11 protein-coding genes and 4 pseudogenes are annotated in these 14279 nt (G+C 62.4%); 11 read left to right on the top strand and 4 right to left on the bottom strand.

Going from position 1 to position 14279, the window contains the following annotated elements; genetic code table 11:
* Window positions 1–9 precede the first annotated feature (9 nt).
* The 3 genes and pseudogenes from F1D61_RS19715 to F1D61_RS19705 all read left to right on the top strand — a co-directional run bounded on the left by F1D61_RS19715 (window position 10) and on the right by F1D61_RS19705 (window position 2094).
* A complete protein-coding gene (locus F1D61_RS19715) occupies window positions 10–615 on the top strand; it encodes a Rha family transcriptional regulator (protein ID WP_203153409.1) in 606 nt (201 codons plus the stop codon).
* Between the two features lie 123 nt (window positions 616–738).
* Window positions 739–1005, top strand: coding sequence for a hypothetical protein (locus tag F1D61_RS19710; protein WP_203153407.1), 267 nt, complete (start codon window positions 739–741; stop codon window positions 1003–1005).
* A 122-nt stretch (window positions 1006–1127) separates the two neighbouring features.
* Window positions 1128–2094 (top strand): annotated as a pseudogene (locus F1D61_RS19705) (IS481 family transposase).
* 535 nt (window positions 2095–2629) lie between these two features.
* On the opposite strand, the pseudogene F1D61_RS19700 reads toward F1D61_RS19705, so the two are convergent.
* A pseudogene (locus tag F1D61_RS19700) lies at window positions 2630–2830 on the bottom strand (transposase); the annotation flags it as partial.
* A gap of 355 nt (window positions 2831–3185) precedes the next feature.
* On the opposite strand from F1D61_RS19700, the gene F1D61_RS34845 reads away from it, so the two are divergent.
* Window positions 3186–3308 carry a hypothetical protein gene (locus tag F1D61_RS34845; protein ID WP_281437016.1) on the top strand — a complete coding sequence of 41 codons (123 nt, stop codon included), beginning with the start codon at window positions 3186–3188 and terminating at the stop codon, window positions 3306–3308.
* A gap of 594 nt (window positions 3309–3902) precedes the next feature.
* A complete protein-coding gene (locus tag F1D61_RS19695; RefSeq protein WP_203153405.1) occupies window positions 3903–4706 on the top strand; it encodes a WcbI family polysaccharide biosynthesis putative acetyltransferase in 804 nt (267 codons plus the stop codon).
* 77 nt (window positions 4707–4783) lie between these two features.
* On the opposite strand, the gene F1D61_RS19690 is transcribed toward F1D61_RS19695, so the two are convergent.
* Window positions 4784–5068: a hypothetical protein gene (locus F1D61_RS19690; RefSeq protein WP_203153403.1), complete on the bottom strand. Its 285-nt coding sequence runs from the start codon at window positions 5066–5068 to the stop codon at window positions 4784–4786.
* A gap of 627 nt (window positions 5069–5695) precedes the next feature.
* Between F1D61_RS19690 and F1D61_RS19685 the strand changes: the two genes are divergently transcribed.
* Window positions 5696–6052, top strand: coding sequence for a hypothetical protein (locus F1D61_RS19685; RefSeq protein ID WP_203153400.1), 357 nt, complete (start codon window positions 5696–5698; stop codon window positions 6050–6052).
* Here the strand turns inward: F1D61_RS19685 and F1D61_RS19680 are convergent.
* Window positions 6036–6113 (bottom strand): annotated as a pseudogene (locus F1D61_RS19680) (IS5/IS1182 family transposase); the annotation flags it as partial. The gene F1D61_RS19685 and the pseudogene F1D61_RS19680 sit on opposite strands and share 17 nt — an antisense overlap.
* A 134-nt stretch (window positions 6114–6247) precedes the next feature.
* Between F1D61_RS19680 and F1D61_RS19675 the strand changes: the two are divergent.
* From F1D61_RS19675 to F1D61_RS19665, 3 genes and pseudogenes are all read left to right on the top strand, one after another.
* Window positions 6248–8365 carry an FG-GAP-like repeat-containing protein gene (locus tag F1D61_RS19675; RefSeq protein WP_203153398.1) on the top strand — a complete coding sequence of 706 codons (2118 nt, stop codon included), beginning with the start codon at window positions 6248–6250 and terminating at the stop codon, window positions 8363–8365.
* 222 nt (window positions 8366–8587) lie between these two features.
* A pseudogene (locus F1D61_RS19670) lies at window positions 8588–9087 on the top strand (IS5 family transposase); the annotation flags it as partial.
* 100 nt (window positions 9088–9187) lie between these two features.
* Window positions 9188–10180: an IS481 family transposase gene (locus F1D61_RS19665; protein WP_203153396.1), complete on the top strand. Its 993-nt coding sequence runs from the start codon at window positions 9188–9190 to the stop codon at window positions 10178–10180.
* A gap of 236 nt (window positions 10181–10416) precedes the next feature.
* Here the strand turns inward: F1D61_RS19665 and F1D61_RS19660 are convergent, their stop codons facing one another.
* On the bottom strand, window positions 10417–11103 hold the full coding sequence (locus tag F1D61_RS19660; protein ID WP_203153394.1) for a L,D-transpeptidase: 687 nt from the start codon (window positions 11101–11103) through the stop codon (window positions 10417–10419).
* A gap of 200 nt (window positions 11104–11303) precedes the next feature.
* Here F1D61_RS19660 and F1D61_RS19655 point away from each other — a divergent pair, with 200 nt between their 5' ends.
* Entirely contained in the window at window positions 11304–12818 is a 1515-nt protein-coding gene (locus F1D61_RS19655; RefSeq protein ID WP_203159162.1) for a sensor histidine kinase, read from the top strand.
* Window positions 12776–14200, top strand: a complete 1425-nt coding sequence (locus tag F1D61_RS19650; protein WP_203153392.1) for a sigma-54-dependent transcriptional regulator — start codon at window positions 12776–12778, stop codon at window positions 14198–14200. The genes F1D61_RS19655 and F1D61_RS19650 overlap by 43 nt, the downstream gene beginning before the upstream one ends.
* Window positions 14201–14279: the final 79 nt, after the last annotated feature.

Below are 14279 nucleotides of genomic sequence, written 5' to 3'. Positions count from 1 at the left end.
GAAGCAAGGATGAGCAGTCTTGAGATTGCCGAACTGACCGGCAAGCTTCACAAAAACGTCCTCGCTGACATCAGGCGGATGCTCGCCGAGCTTGGCCTTCAACCGGCTGACTTCTCAGCCCGTTACAGAGATGAGAAGGGCGAGGTGAGAACCTGTGCCCACCTCCCCAAGCGGGAAACCATGATCCTCATGACGGGCTACTCTGTCCCGATGAGGGCCGCTGTGGTGGACCGTTGGGCAGAGTTGGAGGCGAAGCTTCAGGCAGCACCTCCGCCACCTCCGCAAACAGAGCAGCTTCTTGCGCCGATCATGGCACCCTTGGCGGCCATGTCTCAGATGCTTCAGACGCTGGTCCAGTTGAATACCGCTCAGCTTCAGCAGGCTCCAGCCAAGACGCAAAGGTCGCCGGAGTCATCCCGATCAATCAAACCTGCTACGGCGAAAAAGAGGACGGCACCAGAAGTCACTATCGAGGAAGATCAGGGCTGGCCGGAGATGGGTAGGCTTGGGCGCAAGCCCACGTTCGTGCGCGATGATGTCTCAGCCGTGCTCACACTCTCCAAGAAAGGAATGACATCCAACAATATAGCGAAGGCGCTCAACTTGAGTATATAAGTTGTAAAGCATATCCGGATGAACCCTGTGTGGGCCGAAGGGGTGCTCAGGAAGTGGGGTCTATGACGACCATGGCTCCCATCGTCCATCCTCCCCGTCACAGTCATGGAGGGGGAGCCCCGGGTGCTGGACACGGCCCTTGCGGAGCAGCTTGGGATGGCGAAGCCGGAGGACGTTCGGCGCACCATCGAAGCCAACCGGGAGGAATTGGAGGCGTTCGGAATAATCGCGGTTCGCGCGATTAATACCGGCAATCGGGGTCGCCCCGGCCGGGCCTTCTACCTCAACCGCGAACAGGCCCTCCTCATCTGCATCCTGTCCAAGACCTCAAAGGCCAAGGAGGTGCGCGCTGAGGTGATCCGGGTGTTCACCGCCTGGACCCGCGGTTAGTCCAAATCTGGTCTCAGGCTGCCGTGCAAGGCGAATTGTGTTTAATGGATATACCCTAGATGTGCAGTCCCGGAGTGTGATGGTGCATTATCTGCGCTGGCGCGTCAGGCGGGGGATGCACTATGGCAGGAGTTCTTCACGGCTGCGCCCGCACGACGGCGCGTATTCGAGCCGAGCTCCAAGCGTCGCAAGAAAGTAGCCGTGCCCTTGCTGCCCCAGTACGGACTGAACCCCAAGACAGTCGCGAAATGGCGCAAACGGACGGTGACGACGGATGCACCGATGGGACCGAAGTCGCCGAGGAGCACGGTCCTGACACCGGCCGAAGAAGCGATTGTGGTTGAGTTCCGGCGGCGGACGCTTCTACCACTCGACGATGTTCTAGGCTGCCTGCGTGACACGATCCCAAGCCTCAGTCGCTCCGCCCTGCATCGTTGTTTGCAACGGCACAGCATCTCTCGTCTTCCGGCAGCCGAGACGGCGCAGACGCGCAAGCGGTTCAAGACGTACGAGATCGGCTAAGTGCATATCGACAGCTGCGAGTTGCGCCATGCCCAGGGCAAGCTGATCATGTTCCTGGCGATCGACCGAGTTTCGAAGTTCACCTACGTCGAGTTCCACGAGAGTGCCGGCAAGATGGAAGGGTCGGCGTTTCTCCGGAACGTTGTGTCAACATTTCCCTATAAGATCTACACCGTCCTGACCGACAATGGCATGGCCTTCGCTGATCTGCCGAAAAACAGGACAGGGCCGAGCCGACGTTTTCTAGGTCCGCATATCTTCGATCGCGTCTGTATCGAGCATGGGATCGAACATCGCCTGACCAAACCGTACCATCCTTGGACCAATGGTCAGGCTGAACGCATGAACCGGACGATCAAGAATGCGACCGTCAAGGTCTTCCACTGCGATGACCTGCAGAGCTTGAAGGCGCACGTGCTGGCCTTCGTCACAGCTTACAACTTCGCCAAGCACCTCAAGGCGCTGCGCTGGAAAACCCCGTTCCAAACCATCTGTCAGGCCTGGACCAAAGATCCGGACCGGTTCAAGATCGATCCGCACCACCTCTTTCCGGGACCATACACCTAACCGTGGTGGAGGTGGCCGCTCGGCTGAAGGTGGGCAAGACGGCGCTCTACGCCTAGCTTAAGGCGACAGAGGCCGAGGATGAAACTGACGCTCAAGTCGCGGCGCCTCCCCCGGTAGCGCCCATGCAAAAGGTTCCCGCGAAACATAAGCTCCTCAGCCGGCAGAAGCGGGAAACGGCTATCCTGCTGGAGCGATATCTCGGCTCCGAAGTGGGCGTCCGCTATGCCGCCGGTGCGATCGCGGAAGGGTTGCCCTGGATTGAACAGCGCCCCCTACACGGCCCAACTCGTGCGACGGGACATGACGAAGATGGTGGCGCTCGGGCTGGCAGAGCCCTCGCCTGGTCCGCGCGGCGGTGCCGGATGGCAACTGACCGCCAAGGGCAAAGCTCTCATCGCGCGACTCTACTGATTCAGCCGGCCGGTCTCGCTCCGTTCGGCCTTAGCGTACGCAGATGTCACTTTCTTACAGTGACCCCATGAAAGCTGCATTCATGATCTCAGGTGAGATCCGCTATCGCCTTGCGCAGTCGCTAGTTCTCGGTCTCCAGCTCCTTCATCCGGCGCACCTGGTCGGACTTCAGCCCGCCGAACTCCTTGCGCCAGCGGTAACACGTGACCTCGGCCACGCCGATACCCCGGATCGCATCAGCCACGCTCTGCCCCTGCGAGACCAGCACGTCCACCTGCCGCAGCTTGGCCACGACCTCTTCCGGCTTGTGCTTCTTCGTTCCCATCGCGTCCGTCCTCCGTCGGCTCAAAGCCATATTTCAGGGCGGACCACTCCGATGGGGGCTGACCACCCCCGAGCCAATCGGTATCATCGCCCGCAGGCTGTACGAGCACTACTTCATCGTTATAAGCGGCGAGGCGATGTTTGAGCACCAGCTCGATCGCCACAAAGCGCGCGCAGCATGAGCTGCAAGCCTTGTCGTTAACTGGACAACACCAACGGAATTGAAGGGGCAATGCTGAATGATTACTAAAGAAATAATCGAGATTGCGGCTAAGGCTCTTTATGTAAATCAATGCAGGCGCCTACAAATGACAGGCGACGCAGGGGCAAATTGGGAGATAATATCGCGAGAAAAAATGGGTGACACCTATAGAAGCGATGCAAGCGCGGCAATTGGGGCGGTGCTCGGGCACTATGCCGACAAGCTGTTAAATGAAAGTGCGAAGTTTGAAATAGAACAAGATTTGGATTATTTGTAATTTAGTAATATATCTAATAGTCAAACGGCAGCAAAAAATGTGTGTACTAAATTCAAAACTTACAATTATAAAATTATTACTGCTGACATATCTCATAGTATCCGAGAAAGATAAAAATTTAGATACTTTGACGCTGGTTGTTTATTGTAATAATTCGGCACATCTGTCGCAGACCTATGAGCTAACATCATAGAAAACTGTATTTGTAGATTTTTTTGAGGGAATTGTATGCATTATTTTATATATTGTGTTCGAAGATTAATTGCTCATGCCAATTTTCGATACCTCAACATACAATATAGCTCGCCAAATTTTGATGCACTTAAGCTAAGAAAAATTACCCAGGGGCAACAGTATAAATCCTGCGTGATTGATAAAATCGTGCGCAACCTGCTAGCCAATGGTTCGCGCGAAGATTGAGGTTGGCGTACAGCTGAGTGCGTGGTAGCACATCCATAGCCTCTTTGCCGCGATTGCGAACGCAGACTAGCGGATCAGATCGATGTCGCTTTTTGGAAAATCGACGTTTCTGCTGCCTTCTCTGCATGATACGCAGCAAGGCGTAGCTCTTGTCTCTATTGTGGCGCGAGTGTCATGAAAGTATGCATCTATGCCAATTGTCAGGGCATTGGCGTCTCAAAGTTCTTACAATTTCTGCCGCAGCGCGGAGATGAATTGGAAATAAAGAACTTCGAAAATTATAAATTAATTGGTGGAGATTCAAGAGAAGGTTTAAAGAAATCTGCTCAAGAAGCTGATGTTTTCATTTACCAACCTATTGGCATCGGCCACGGCTGGCTCTCGACACACGGTAATGAAGAAACTATAATGTCGGAGCTTCGCCCTAATTGCCTCAAAATTTCTTTTCCTTATCTTTATAATGATGGCTTGTGGCCATTTTACCATGAGGGTACGACCAGGAACTCTGAACCATTTACCCGTTTGTTTGACAATGGCGCAACCTTGCAGGATGCCAAAATTATTTATGAACGTGGCGATATGTTTTTTGATATGATAAATCGTACTAAAAGGAGTCTTGAGCTACTTCGTGAGCGCGAAAAAGAAACTAACATTTCAATATCCGAGTACATTGCAGAAAATTATAAAAATAATGAGCTGTTTTTAGTTCAAAATCACCCGTCTGATGAGATTTTTGTTTCCGTAGTTCGGCAGATGGCAAACATTATTTTTGGCAATGGCTTTATCGAACGAAGATTAGATTTTCTTCGAAATGACAATAATTTTGCAGAGTTGCCCGGCCGATATCCGATAGATCAATATTGTGTGAATGAGGGTGGAATTAAATACGCTCAACCTGAGCCAAACGGATATTATCACTACCTGATCGATCTAGCACATGCCGATTGGCTGAATGCCCGATCTAATTTAAAACATTAAACAGAGGTTAATGGAAAAACGCGCCTCAAGCTCAGAGCCTGTTTGAGCGCCTCCGTCGTCCATCCCCATCTGTCTTGTTAGACGAACCTGGGACCCGCCTGGCCGGGCGGAGGCAAGAGCAGATGTGGACGGAGCGACATCGGACGCGCCACGAGGCGCGCGTAAAAACTATCGTTGTTCAGACAGGCCTGGACGAGATGGCGCGCCTTGCCGATCGGGACGACCTTGGGCTCACCGAAGCCCGGGTGCGCGGCTCCCTCGCGTTCCTCGTCGAGATCGGCTTCCTCGCTCGATACGAGCCCGACCCCGGCAAGAAGTACCAGCGCACGGAGGGCGGCCTTCAGCGCCGGGCGATCTTGCATCGGTTCGGCGAGGAGTACGCCGTAGCTTTCACCGCAGCGAATGCCCGCGCTCAGGCGGCTCGTGGAGCCCCTGCGCCAGCAAGGCGCCCAATCCCGCGCCCCGAGCCGCAGCGGGCGCCAGCGCCCAACGCCGCCGCCCCCAGGGCTATACCCGCCCCCAACTCGCCCAAAAGCAAACTTCCCCGGAAAGGGGGTGATTATGGGCGAGCGCTCAAGATGCGAAACGGTTTCGCATTCAGCTTCACCCCTTGAGGAAGCGATTGCGCGACTACGACGAGGGGTAGGCTTGTGATCGGCAAGGCCATGGAGCCGTCGCAAGCTCTGCCGAGGGGCAGGGTCGCAGGGGCGGCAACGCCACATGAAATTAGCTGCTACCCCATGCAGCAGTCAGACATCAGCACATCGCGCAGCGAGAGCACATCTCGTGCCAGATGCAAAACATGCGCTGGTCTTACCCCTATTTGGGAGATCCCGTTCTTAGCGGAGCTGTTGGAGTGGAGCAGCCGACATTTCAAGATCACCTTGCTGCTGACACCGGTACGGGATCAACCGCCATGCGCTTGTTCATCAACCCCCGGCCAGCGAGCGCACCATTCGCGACATCGCAACTTCCGCCGGACGGGCAGCATGAGACGGGTGAGCAGTAGCGGATCGGGCGCCCGGCCGGCGCAGCCATCGGGCAACCCGGCGCCTGCCGACACGCGGCCGCACAAAGCCGAGGAGTGGGACGCGATCCACGGCGCTTTCGCCAAACGGCCGGACACGCCTCACGTTCGCGCCCTGCGCTTCCTGAACGCCACCGGCGAGCCGCGCGCCGGCATCGGCTTCTCGGTGACGTTCACGGCCGGCCGGAAGGAACGGCTCCTCCTTCCGGTCGCCGACCTAGACATGCCGTGCGGGACGATCGTCCCGGCGCCGCCCGGTTTCATGGTGTTCGAGGTCTGCATTCCGTCCGTCGCCGAGGCTGCCTGCGGCAGCGACTGATCCAACCCAGGGCGCGCTCGATCACCCAACGCCTCGGCTGCACCGCAAAGCCCGTCTGCCCCTTGTTGGGTTCGACGATCTGCTGCCCCGGGACGACGGGCGGCACCCGCAACGGACTGGAGAAGCATCGTCTATTGTCCCGCGATAAATTCCGGGGTAATGTCCAGAAACGTAATCACGTTGGATTAGATTGTCATGGCAACGGTTTATCTCGATAAGAAAGATTTTAATGCGTCGCCGCTTATGTTTAATATCGAACTTGCCGACGCTAACAACGATGGCATTATCGACCTGATCGCACCGAGCTACGACAACAATTCTGTTTCCATTCTGCTCGGTCGGGGCGACGGCACCTTTCTGCCGAAGCAGGATCTTGCGGCGGGCACCTATACGGACGGCGTCACGATTGCGGACGTCAATCGCGACGGGATCAACGACATCCTATCGTCGAGCTTCATCGGTGTGGTGTCTGCGTCCCTCGGCACCGGGGGCGGCAGCTTTTCCGCCGGGGCGGCCTATCGCCTGCCCGCCGGCGGCCCGCGGGGCATCCTCGCCGCCGACGTCAACAACGACGCGCGGGTCGACCTGATCGTCCCGGTCATCAACCCTGCAAACGGCGTCTTCATCCTGATCGGCAACGGGGACGGCACCTTCGCTGCCGCGCGCCAAGCCCCTGCCGGCAGCACCGTCACGGCGGTCGTCGCCTCCGACGTGAACAACGATGGCAACCTCGATCTGTTCGTGGCCGACGGCGACGGCTCGGTCGTTTCCTTGCTTTTGGGTAACGGCGACGGGACCTTTCGGAACAAGGTCGACCTCAACCCGAGGGATTATCTGGGAGACGTCTTCGGCGCGGAGCCGATGGCGACTGCTGACTTCAACGGCGACGGCAAGGCCGACCTCGCCGTGGTGAACAACCGGAAGAACGTGGTCTCCGTCCTGCTTGGACGCGGCGACGGCTCGTTCGAACCTGTGCGAGAATTTTCTATCAGCGCCGGCGCGGCGTCGGTCTCGGCGCGAGATCTCGACGGCGACGGCGCGGCGGACCTGCTCGTCGCCGGCAACGCTGGCATCTCCGTGCTGGCAGGGCTCGGCAACGGGAGCTTCGCGGCGGAAAGGAACCTCGTCACCACTCCGACCAACGCCTTCGCCGCTGCGGACGTCAACAGGGACGGCGTGACCGATCTCGTCGGCGTGACGGCGCGGGATACGATCTCAGTCTATCTTGGCACGAAGGTGACGGGCTCGTCCCTGAGCCTGCTCGGCGTCGGTGGTGTAGCCAACCATGTCGGCGGCCGCAGCCTCTACGGCACCGTCTTCGGTGCTGCCCCCGGCGCCTCGGTCACCATCCGCAGTGGCACCACGGTCCTGGGCACCATCCCCGGGTCCGATGGCGGCTTCAGCCTCGCCCTGCCCCGGACAATCTTGGACGGGCTGCAGGGAGCCGACCCAACCCTCGATTTTGTCGCGACGACCACCCTACCGGACAGCCGGACGGCCGAAACGAGCCTGAGCTACACTTTCGACTTCACACCGAACCGCTCTCTGTTCCTCACCCACGTCATCGCTCCGAGCCAGGTACAACTTGAGGTCTACTCCCTGTTCGACGGCATCCTGCAGCGCGCACCCGACGTGAGCGGCTGGGAGGCCTTCATCAGGTCGCGGCAGGGCGGCTCTTCGCTCGTCGACCTCGCGAAAAGCATTCTGGACTCGCCCGAATTCGCATTACGCTTCGGTGATCCGAACCGGCTGAGCGACAGCGACTTTGTGCGGATGATGTATCAGGGCGCACTCGGTCGCACGGGCACGTCCCAGGAGGTTGAAGGCTGGGTCGTGGCGCTTCAGGCCGGCGCGTCCCGCGGGGAGGTAGCCTACGGGTTCGCCCTGTCGGCCGAAAACCAGGGACAGGTTGGTCAATCGTTCAGACAGGGAGTAGATGTTCCGCAACTAACGAGCGCGATGGTGTCGCGGCTATATTACGGATTGCTGGATCGTGCCCCCGATGCGAATGGCCTAGCGAACTGGGTTTCTGGCCTGGACCAGAACCGATCGACCCTCGTGGGAACCGTTGGCGGTTTTCTATATTCCGACGAATATGCAAAGCTGCACCCGACTGGACAGACGGATGCTCAGTTCGTCAGCGGTATCTACGAGAACGTGACAGGCCATGCAGCGGGTGCCGATGACATGGCGATGTGGACTACCGCCCTCACCACCCAGTCGCGAGCCCAGGTGACGGCGCAGATCATCCAGAGCGGCGAGGCGGTCACGCATTTGGCGGGCAAGATTGAGCAGGGATTTCACCTGTTCTGAACCTCCACGCCGCGTCGCTGACGCGGCACCGGGTCGGACGGACCGGCTGGAGAGAGGGTCCCGGGGCTCGGTGCGCCCCGCGACGTTCCCGCCACCCGACGCCGCCCAGCGCTCCAAACTGGCCAAATCGGTAGGTCTTGGCCAAGCCCAAGAGTCTGTCCGGGAAGAAGTTGTTTTTTCGGAGAGCGTTGCGGTTCATGCCGACAGGCGTATGCTTGAGCGATGTGGACGCTTGAGAGCCGCCAGCGGTACGGCCGCAGCAAGCTTCGCTATCCCACTGATTTGACGGATGAGGAATGGGCGCTTGTTGCTCCCCTTCTCCCGCCGGCCCGACACGGAGGAAACAAACGAACGGTTGATCTGCGCGAGGTGGTCAACGGCTTGATGTATGTCCTTGGAACAAGGTGCCAATGGCGTGCCATTCCAAAAGATCTGCCACCTTGCTCGACGGTGTATGGCTACTTCGATCTATGGGATTACGACGGAACTCTCCTGCGCATCCATCACACCCTCTACGTTCTTTGCCGCGAACAGGCAGGACGTGAGGCCAGCCCAAAGGCAGCGATCATCGACAGCCAGAGCGTCAAGAGCGCAGAAAAAGGGGGCGCACGATCGACCCGTCCGGCTACGATGCCGGCAAGAAGATCAAGGGTAAGAAGCGCCATCTCCTCGTCGATACGCAAGGCCTGCTGATGCACACTCTGGTGCATCCGGCCGACGTGTAGGATCGTGATGGCGGAGTATGGGTCATGGCGACGCTGTTTAGTGTTTGATCCCAGGGTTTGATGGTGCACATTTCACGCGCGAGTGGAAGGATGCGCTATGGGCCAGGTTCACCACGGCTGCGCCACAACGACTGCGGCAATCCGTCGAGCGATCCAGCATAGTCAAGACAGCTTGAGGCAGCTCGCGACACGCTATGGCATCAATCCCAAGACCGTCGCCAAATGGAAGAAGCGGAGCTCGACCGCAGACTGCAGGACAGGACCGAGCGAACCGAAATCCACGGTGCTGTCGAGCGAGGACGAGGCGGTCATCGTGGCGTTCCGACGCCACACTCTCCTTCCGCTGGATGATTGCCTCTACGCTCTCCAGGCAACAATCCCGCATCTGACGCGCTCGTCCTTGCATCGTTGCTTGCAGCGCCATGGTATCTCACGGTTGCCAGACACGAGCGATGAGCAGCCGAAGCGTTCCAAGTTCAAACGCTATCCGATCGGCTACTTCCACATCGATATCGCCGAAGTCAGAACACAGGAAGGCAAACTCTATCTGTTCGTGGCCATCGACCGAACGTCCAAGTTCGCCTTCGTCGAGTTGCATGAGCAAGCGAACCGCCGCGTTGCAGGAGACTTTCTGAGAGCGCTTGCCAGCGCTGTTCCCTACAAAATCCAGATTGTGCTCACCGACAATGGCACACACTTCACCGATCCTACCGGCGATGGTTGGACGCCCGAAGACATCAAAGCGATGCGGGCGGAGAAGGTGCCGTTTCGCTGCCATGCTTTCGAGGGAGCTTGCGCTGATCTCGACATCGAGCACCGCTTGACCAAGCCTCGTCATCCCTGGACGAACGGGCAGGTCGAACGGATGAACCGGACGATCAAGGAAGCGACCGTGAAACGCTTCCATTACGACAGCCACGATCAACTTCGACAGCACCTCGCCGACTTTGTCACAGCCTACAACTTCGCACGTCGCCTCAAGAGCTTACGCGGCCTCACACCCTACGAGGCCATCTGCAAAGCCTGGACAGACGACCCGACCAGGTTCACGAATGACCCGCACCACCAAATTCCGGGACCAAACATCTAAGAGCAGTCGCGGACGGGCCGGTCGATGAGTTGAAGCGCCGTCATCCGCAGCAGCGCAAGACCCAGCACGACAACCTTGCCTTTGCTGGTCGCCACGATGCTGGAGATGCGCAGCGCCGACCTGATGGATTCGGCAGCGTCTCTGCCGCGCAGAGGCGGACCGGACCGACATGCGCCATCACTGGACCGTGCCGCCTTTTGCGCGACAAAGCCGTGCCTGTCTTGCCGCAAAAGATCCTAGGCCGGCAGAACCACCACCTTCGTTTTCACCGGAGTCCGCGAATACAGATGGATCATGTCCTGGCTCAGCAGGCCGACGCAGCCGCTGGTGATCCCTGAGCCGATCGATTCCGGGTCGCTGCTGGCATAGATCGTGTAGAGCGTGTAGGCGCCGTTCTGGTAGAGGTGCAGGGTGCGGGCGCCGAGCGGGTTGTCGAGGCCGCCCGGCATGCCGCGGGCCCATTTGGCGGCCTCGGGCTGGCGCTTGATCATCTCCCGGGGCGGGGTCCAGGTCGCCCATTCGCTCTTGCGCCCGACATAGGCGTCGCCGCTCCAGCGGAACCCGTCGCGGCCGACATTGGCGCCGTAGCGGGTCGCGGTCCCGCCTTCCTCGATCCGGTAGACGTAGTAGTTGGCCGGATCGACGATGATCGTCCCGGGCGCCTCCTTGGAGGCGTATTGCACCGTGCGGCGGTAGTATTTCGGGTTGACCTTGCTGACGTCGACCGCCGGGATCGGGAACTTTTCCGAAGGCACCGGCCCGTAGAGGGCTGAGACCTCGGCCAGGCTCAGGCCGTCGGAGGTCGCGCAGCCGGCGAGCCCGAGCCCGCCGAGGCTCGCCGCGCCGAGCAGGAAGGAGCGACGGTGAAGTCGGCGTCCCGGCGAGGCGCCGTCGGTCCCGGCATGTCCGCTCTCGACAATCATGGTTCGAAGTCCCGTGCCGTGTCGTCCGGCGAGGGATGTCTCGGGCATCCACAAGCGGAGCGTCTGTTCCGCGCAGACCCTGCCTTCATACGGCCGAGCTGGCAAGCACCGACGATTCGGCGCAGGGACGCGACGACGGATTTGCGGCATGGCCCGCGCCCGCCCACACTCGTCCCGTGCTCTCTGCCATGCTCTCCGCCATGCCGCCCCGCTCGCTCCGCGCCCACCTCCTCGCCCTCTGGGTCCTGATTCTCGCCTCGGCGGCGGCCACGGCCTACCTGCTCTACGAGTTCTACACCCAGTCGGCGGCCGTGCAGGTCGCCCAGGCCGAGCTGCAGGTCGCCCGCGCCTGCCGCGAGATCGGCGACCGGTTCGCCTTCTTCGGCACCGGCTGGAGCGGCACGGTCGCCGAGCCCGACGAGCCGCTGAAGCGCCAGCTCACCGATGTAGTTGTGACGGCGCTCGCCAGCCATCCGGGGGTGGAGGGCGGGATCTGGACCGCCGCCGGCGGTTCGGCGGCCTATGCCTTCCCGACCTACGAGGGGACCGGGCCGAAGACCGACCTGCCCTCGGCCGAGATCGACACGATCCGGCGCATCAACGCCGAGGCCTCGAGCGCCGAGCGGCCGGTCGCGACGCGGCGGGCCTCCCGCACCCAGACCCTGGTGGTGCAGGGCTGCCCCTTGCGCGGTCCGATCCAGGGGGCGACGGCCTGGACCATGGCGCGGGTCCATACCGACGAGGGCCGGGCCTACGGCCAGTTGCTGGCCGGATTCGGCTTCCTGGCCGCCACCGTGCTGGGCTCGGCCCTGCTTCTCGGGCGGCTGCTCGTCGTGCTCGGCCGGCGCATCGCCCGGCTCGAAGGCCAGCTCGGGCGCGGGTCCGACGAGGGCGCGTTGCCGCGCCTGGCGGAAACCGGCCTGCGCGAGCTCGACCGGCTGGTGGAGGCGCTGAACGCGGCGGGCACCCGCCTCGCCGCCGCCCGCCGCCGCGCCGCGGAGGCCGAGCGGCTGGCGGCCATCGGGCAGCTCGCGGCCGGCATCGCCCACGAGATCCGCAACCCCCTGGCGGCGATCCGACTGAAGGCCGAGAACGCGCTGGCGAGCCCCGACCCGGCGCGGGCCCGGGCCGCCCTCGACCTCGTGCTCGATCAGGTCGCCCGCCTCGACCGCCTGCTGCGCGACCTCCTGAGCCTGACCCAGCCGCGCCCGCCGGTCCCGGCGCCGACCGATCTCGGCCGGATCCTTCGCGACTGCGCCGATCTCCACGACGACCTCGCCCGGGCCCACGGCGTGCGGATCGTGGTGGAGGCAGCGTCGCCCGAGCGGGCGCCCCTCGACGAGGGGCAGCTGCGCCGCGCCCTCGACAACCTCGTGCTCAACGCGATCCAGCACAGCCCGCCGGGCGGCACGGTGCTGCTCTCGAGCGGGCGGGAGGGCGAGCGCCTGCGGATCCGGGTGACGGACGAGGGCCCCGGCGTGCCGGAGGCGGTGCGGGGCCGCCTGTTCGAGCCCTTCGTCACCGGCCGCCCGGACGGGACCGGGCTCGGCCTCGCGATCGTGCGCGAGATCGCCCGCGCCCATGGTGGACAGGCGCGGCTCGGCGCCCCACCTCCCCGCAGGACAGGCACCGAGGCGACGGGTCCCGGCGCGACCTTCGAGCTCGATCTGCCATGGCCCGCTCAGTCACCGGTCCCGCGCGCGCCCGCATCCTGATCGTCGACGACGAGCCGGCCCTGCGCGAGGGCCTGGCCGAGACGGTGTGCGATCTCGGCCACGAGCCCGTCCTCGCCGCCTCCGGGGCGGAGGCGCTGGCGCGTGTCGCGGCCGATCCGGCGATCGCCGCGGTGCTCCTCGACCTGCGCATGCCGGGCGGGATCGACGGGATGGCGGTGCTCCAGCGCCTGCGCGCCGGGGCGCAGCCGCCGCCCGTGGCGGTGCTGACCGCCTATGCCAGCGCCGAGAACACCATCGAGGCGATGCGGCTCGGCGCCTACGACCACCTGACGAAGCCGGTCGGCCGGGCGGAGCTGACGGAACTGCTCCGCGGCATGCTGAGCCTGTCGGCCTCCACCGTGCCGGAGGCTCCAGGCCCGGCGCCGGCCTCGGCCCTGATCGGCTCCAGCGAGGCGATGCGGCGGGTGCAGAAGGCGGTCGGCCTGGCTGCCGACAGCGACGCGACGGTGCTGCTCCAGGGCGAGACCGGCACCGGCAAGGAGGTCGCGGCCCGGGCCCTCCACGCCTTCGGCCGCCGGCAAGGCGGGCCGTTCGTGCCGGTGAACTGCGCGGCGATCCCCGCCGACCTTCTGGAAAGCGAGCTGTTCGGCCATCTGCGCGGCGCCTTCACGGGGGCGACGAGCGACCGGCCCGGCGCCTTCCGGGAGGCGGATGGCGGCACGCTCTTCCTCGACGAGATCGGCGACATGCCGCCCGCCATGCAGGCCAAGATCCTGCGGGTGCTCCAGGAGCGGGTGGTGACGCCGGTCGGCGGCCGGCCCGCCCCGGTGACCGTCCGGGTGGTGGCCGCGACCCATCGCGACCTGCCGCGCCTCGTGGCGGAGGGCGGCTTCCGGCAGGACCTGTTCTACCGCCTCAACGTGGTGCCGATCACCCTGCCGCCCCTGCGCGAGCGCCTGGCCGACATCCTGCCGCTGGCCGAGCATTTCCTGTCCTCGAACGGCGCCGGACAGAAGCGCCTCGGTGCGGAGGCCGCCGCCGCGCTGATGCGCCATCCCTGGCCCGGCAACGTGCGCGAGTTGCGCAACGTGATCGAGCGGGCGGCGGTGCTGGCCCGCGGGGCGGTGATCGGCGCGGAGGATCTCGGCCTCCCGGAAACCGGCGCGTCGGGCGAGGCGCCGGGGGTCGTGCCGGCCTGGCTCGACGGCGACCTGCCCGGGGCGGTGGCGCGCCTCGAGGAGGCGATGATCCGCCGGGCCCTGCACGCGACCGGCGGCAACCGCGCCCGGGCGGCCAAGCACCTCGGCATCCAGCGCCAGCTTCTCTACGCCAAGATCGAGCGCTACGGCCTGCGCGATCCGGCACTGTCGGAAAACCCGACGGAGGATGTCCCGAATCCCGACGCCCGCCCGCTGGACTGATGCGGATTGTCGAGGATCTTCAAGGGATTGGCGTCTGGCACGAGAGTTGACTGGGGAGGCCTCGAGCCGGCCGCCCGCC

It is taken from the genome of Methylobacterium aquaticum (assembly GCF_016804325.1).
Taxonomy (GTDB): domain Bacteria; phylum Pseudomonadota; class Alphaproteobacteria; order Rhizobiales; family Beijerinckiaceae; genus Methylobacterium; species Methylobacterium aquaticum_C.
The sequence above is the reverse complement of the archived record's forward strand: the minus strand, read 5'-3'. Positions and strand labels throughout refer to the sequence as shown.

Excerpts from the sequence above, each read along its gene's own strand:
- F1D61_RS19715 (WP_203153409.1), top strand. The coding sequence starts at position 10 with ATGAGCAGTCTTGAGATTGCCGAACTGACCGGCAAGCTTCACAAAAAC.
- F1D61_RS34845 (WP_281437016.1), top strand. The coding sequence starts at position 3,186 with ATGGGTGACACCTATAGAAGCGATGCAAGCGCGGCAATTGGGGCGGTG.
- F1D61_RS19695 (WP_203153405.1), top strand. The coding sequence starts at position 3,903 with ATGAAAGTATGCATCTATGCCAATTGTCAGGGCATTGGCGTCTCAAAG.
- F1D61_RS19690 (WP_203153403.1), bottom strand. The coding sequence starts at position 5,068 with ATGCAAGATCGCCCGGCGCTGAAGGCCGCCCTCCGTGCGCTGGTACTT.
- F1D61_RS19685 (WP_203153400.1), top strand. The coding sequence starts at position 5,696 with ATGAGACGGGTGAGCAGTAGCGGATCGGGCGCCCGGCCGGCGCAGCCA.
- F1D61_RS19675 (WP_203153398.1), top strand. The coding sequence starts at position 6,248 with ATGGCAACGGTTTATCTCGATAAGAAAGATTTTAATGCGTCGCCGCTT.
- F1D61_RS19665 (WP_203153396.1), top strand. The coding sequence starts at position 9,188 with ATGGGCCAGGTTCACCACGGCTGCGCCACAACGACTGCGGCAATCCGT.
- F1D61_RS19660 (WP_203153394.1), bottom strand. The coding sequence starts at position 11,103 with ATGATTGTCGAGAGCGGACATGCCGGGACCGACGGCGCCTCGCCGGGA.
- F1D61_RS19655 (WP_203159162.1), top strand. The coding sequence starts at position 11,304 with ATGCCGCCCCGCTCGCTCCGCGCCCACCTCCTCGCCCTCTGGGTCCTG.
- F1D61_RS19650 (WP_203153392.1), top strand. The coding sequence starts at position 12,776 with ATGGCCCGCTCAGTCACCGGTCCCGCGCGCGCCCGCATCCTGATCGTC.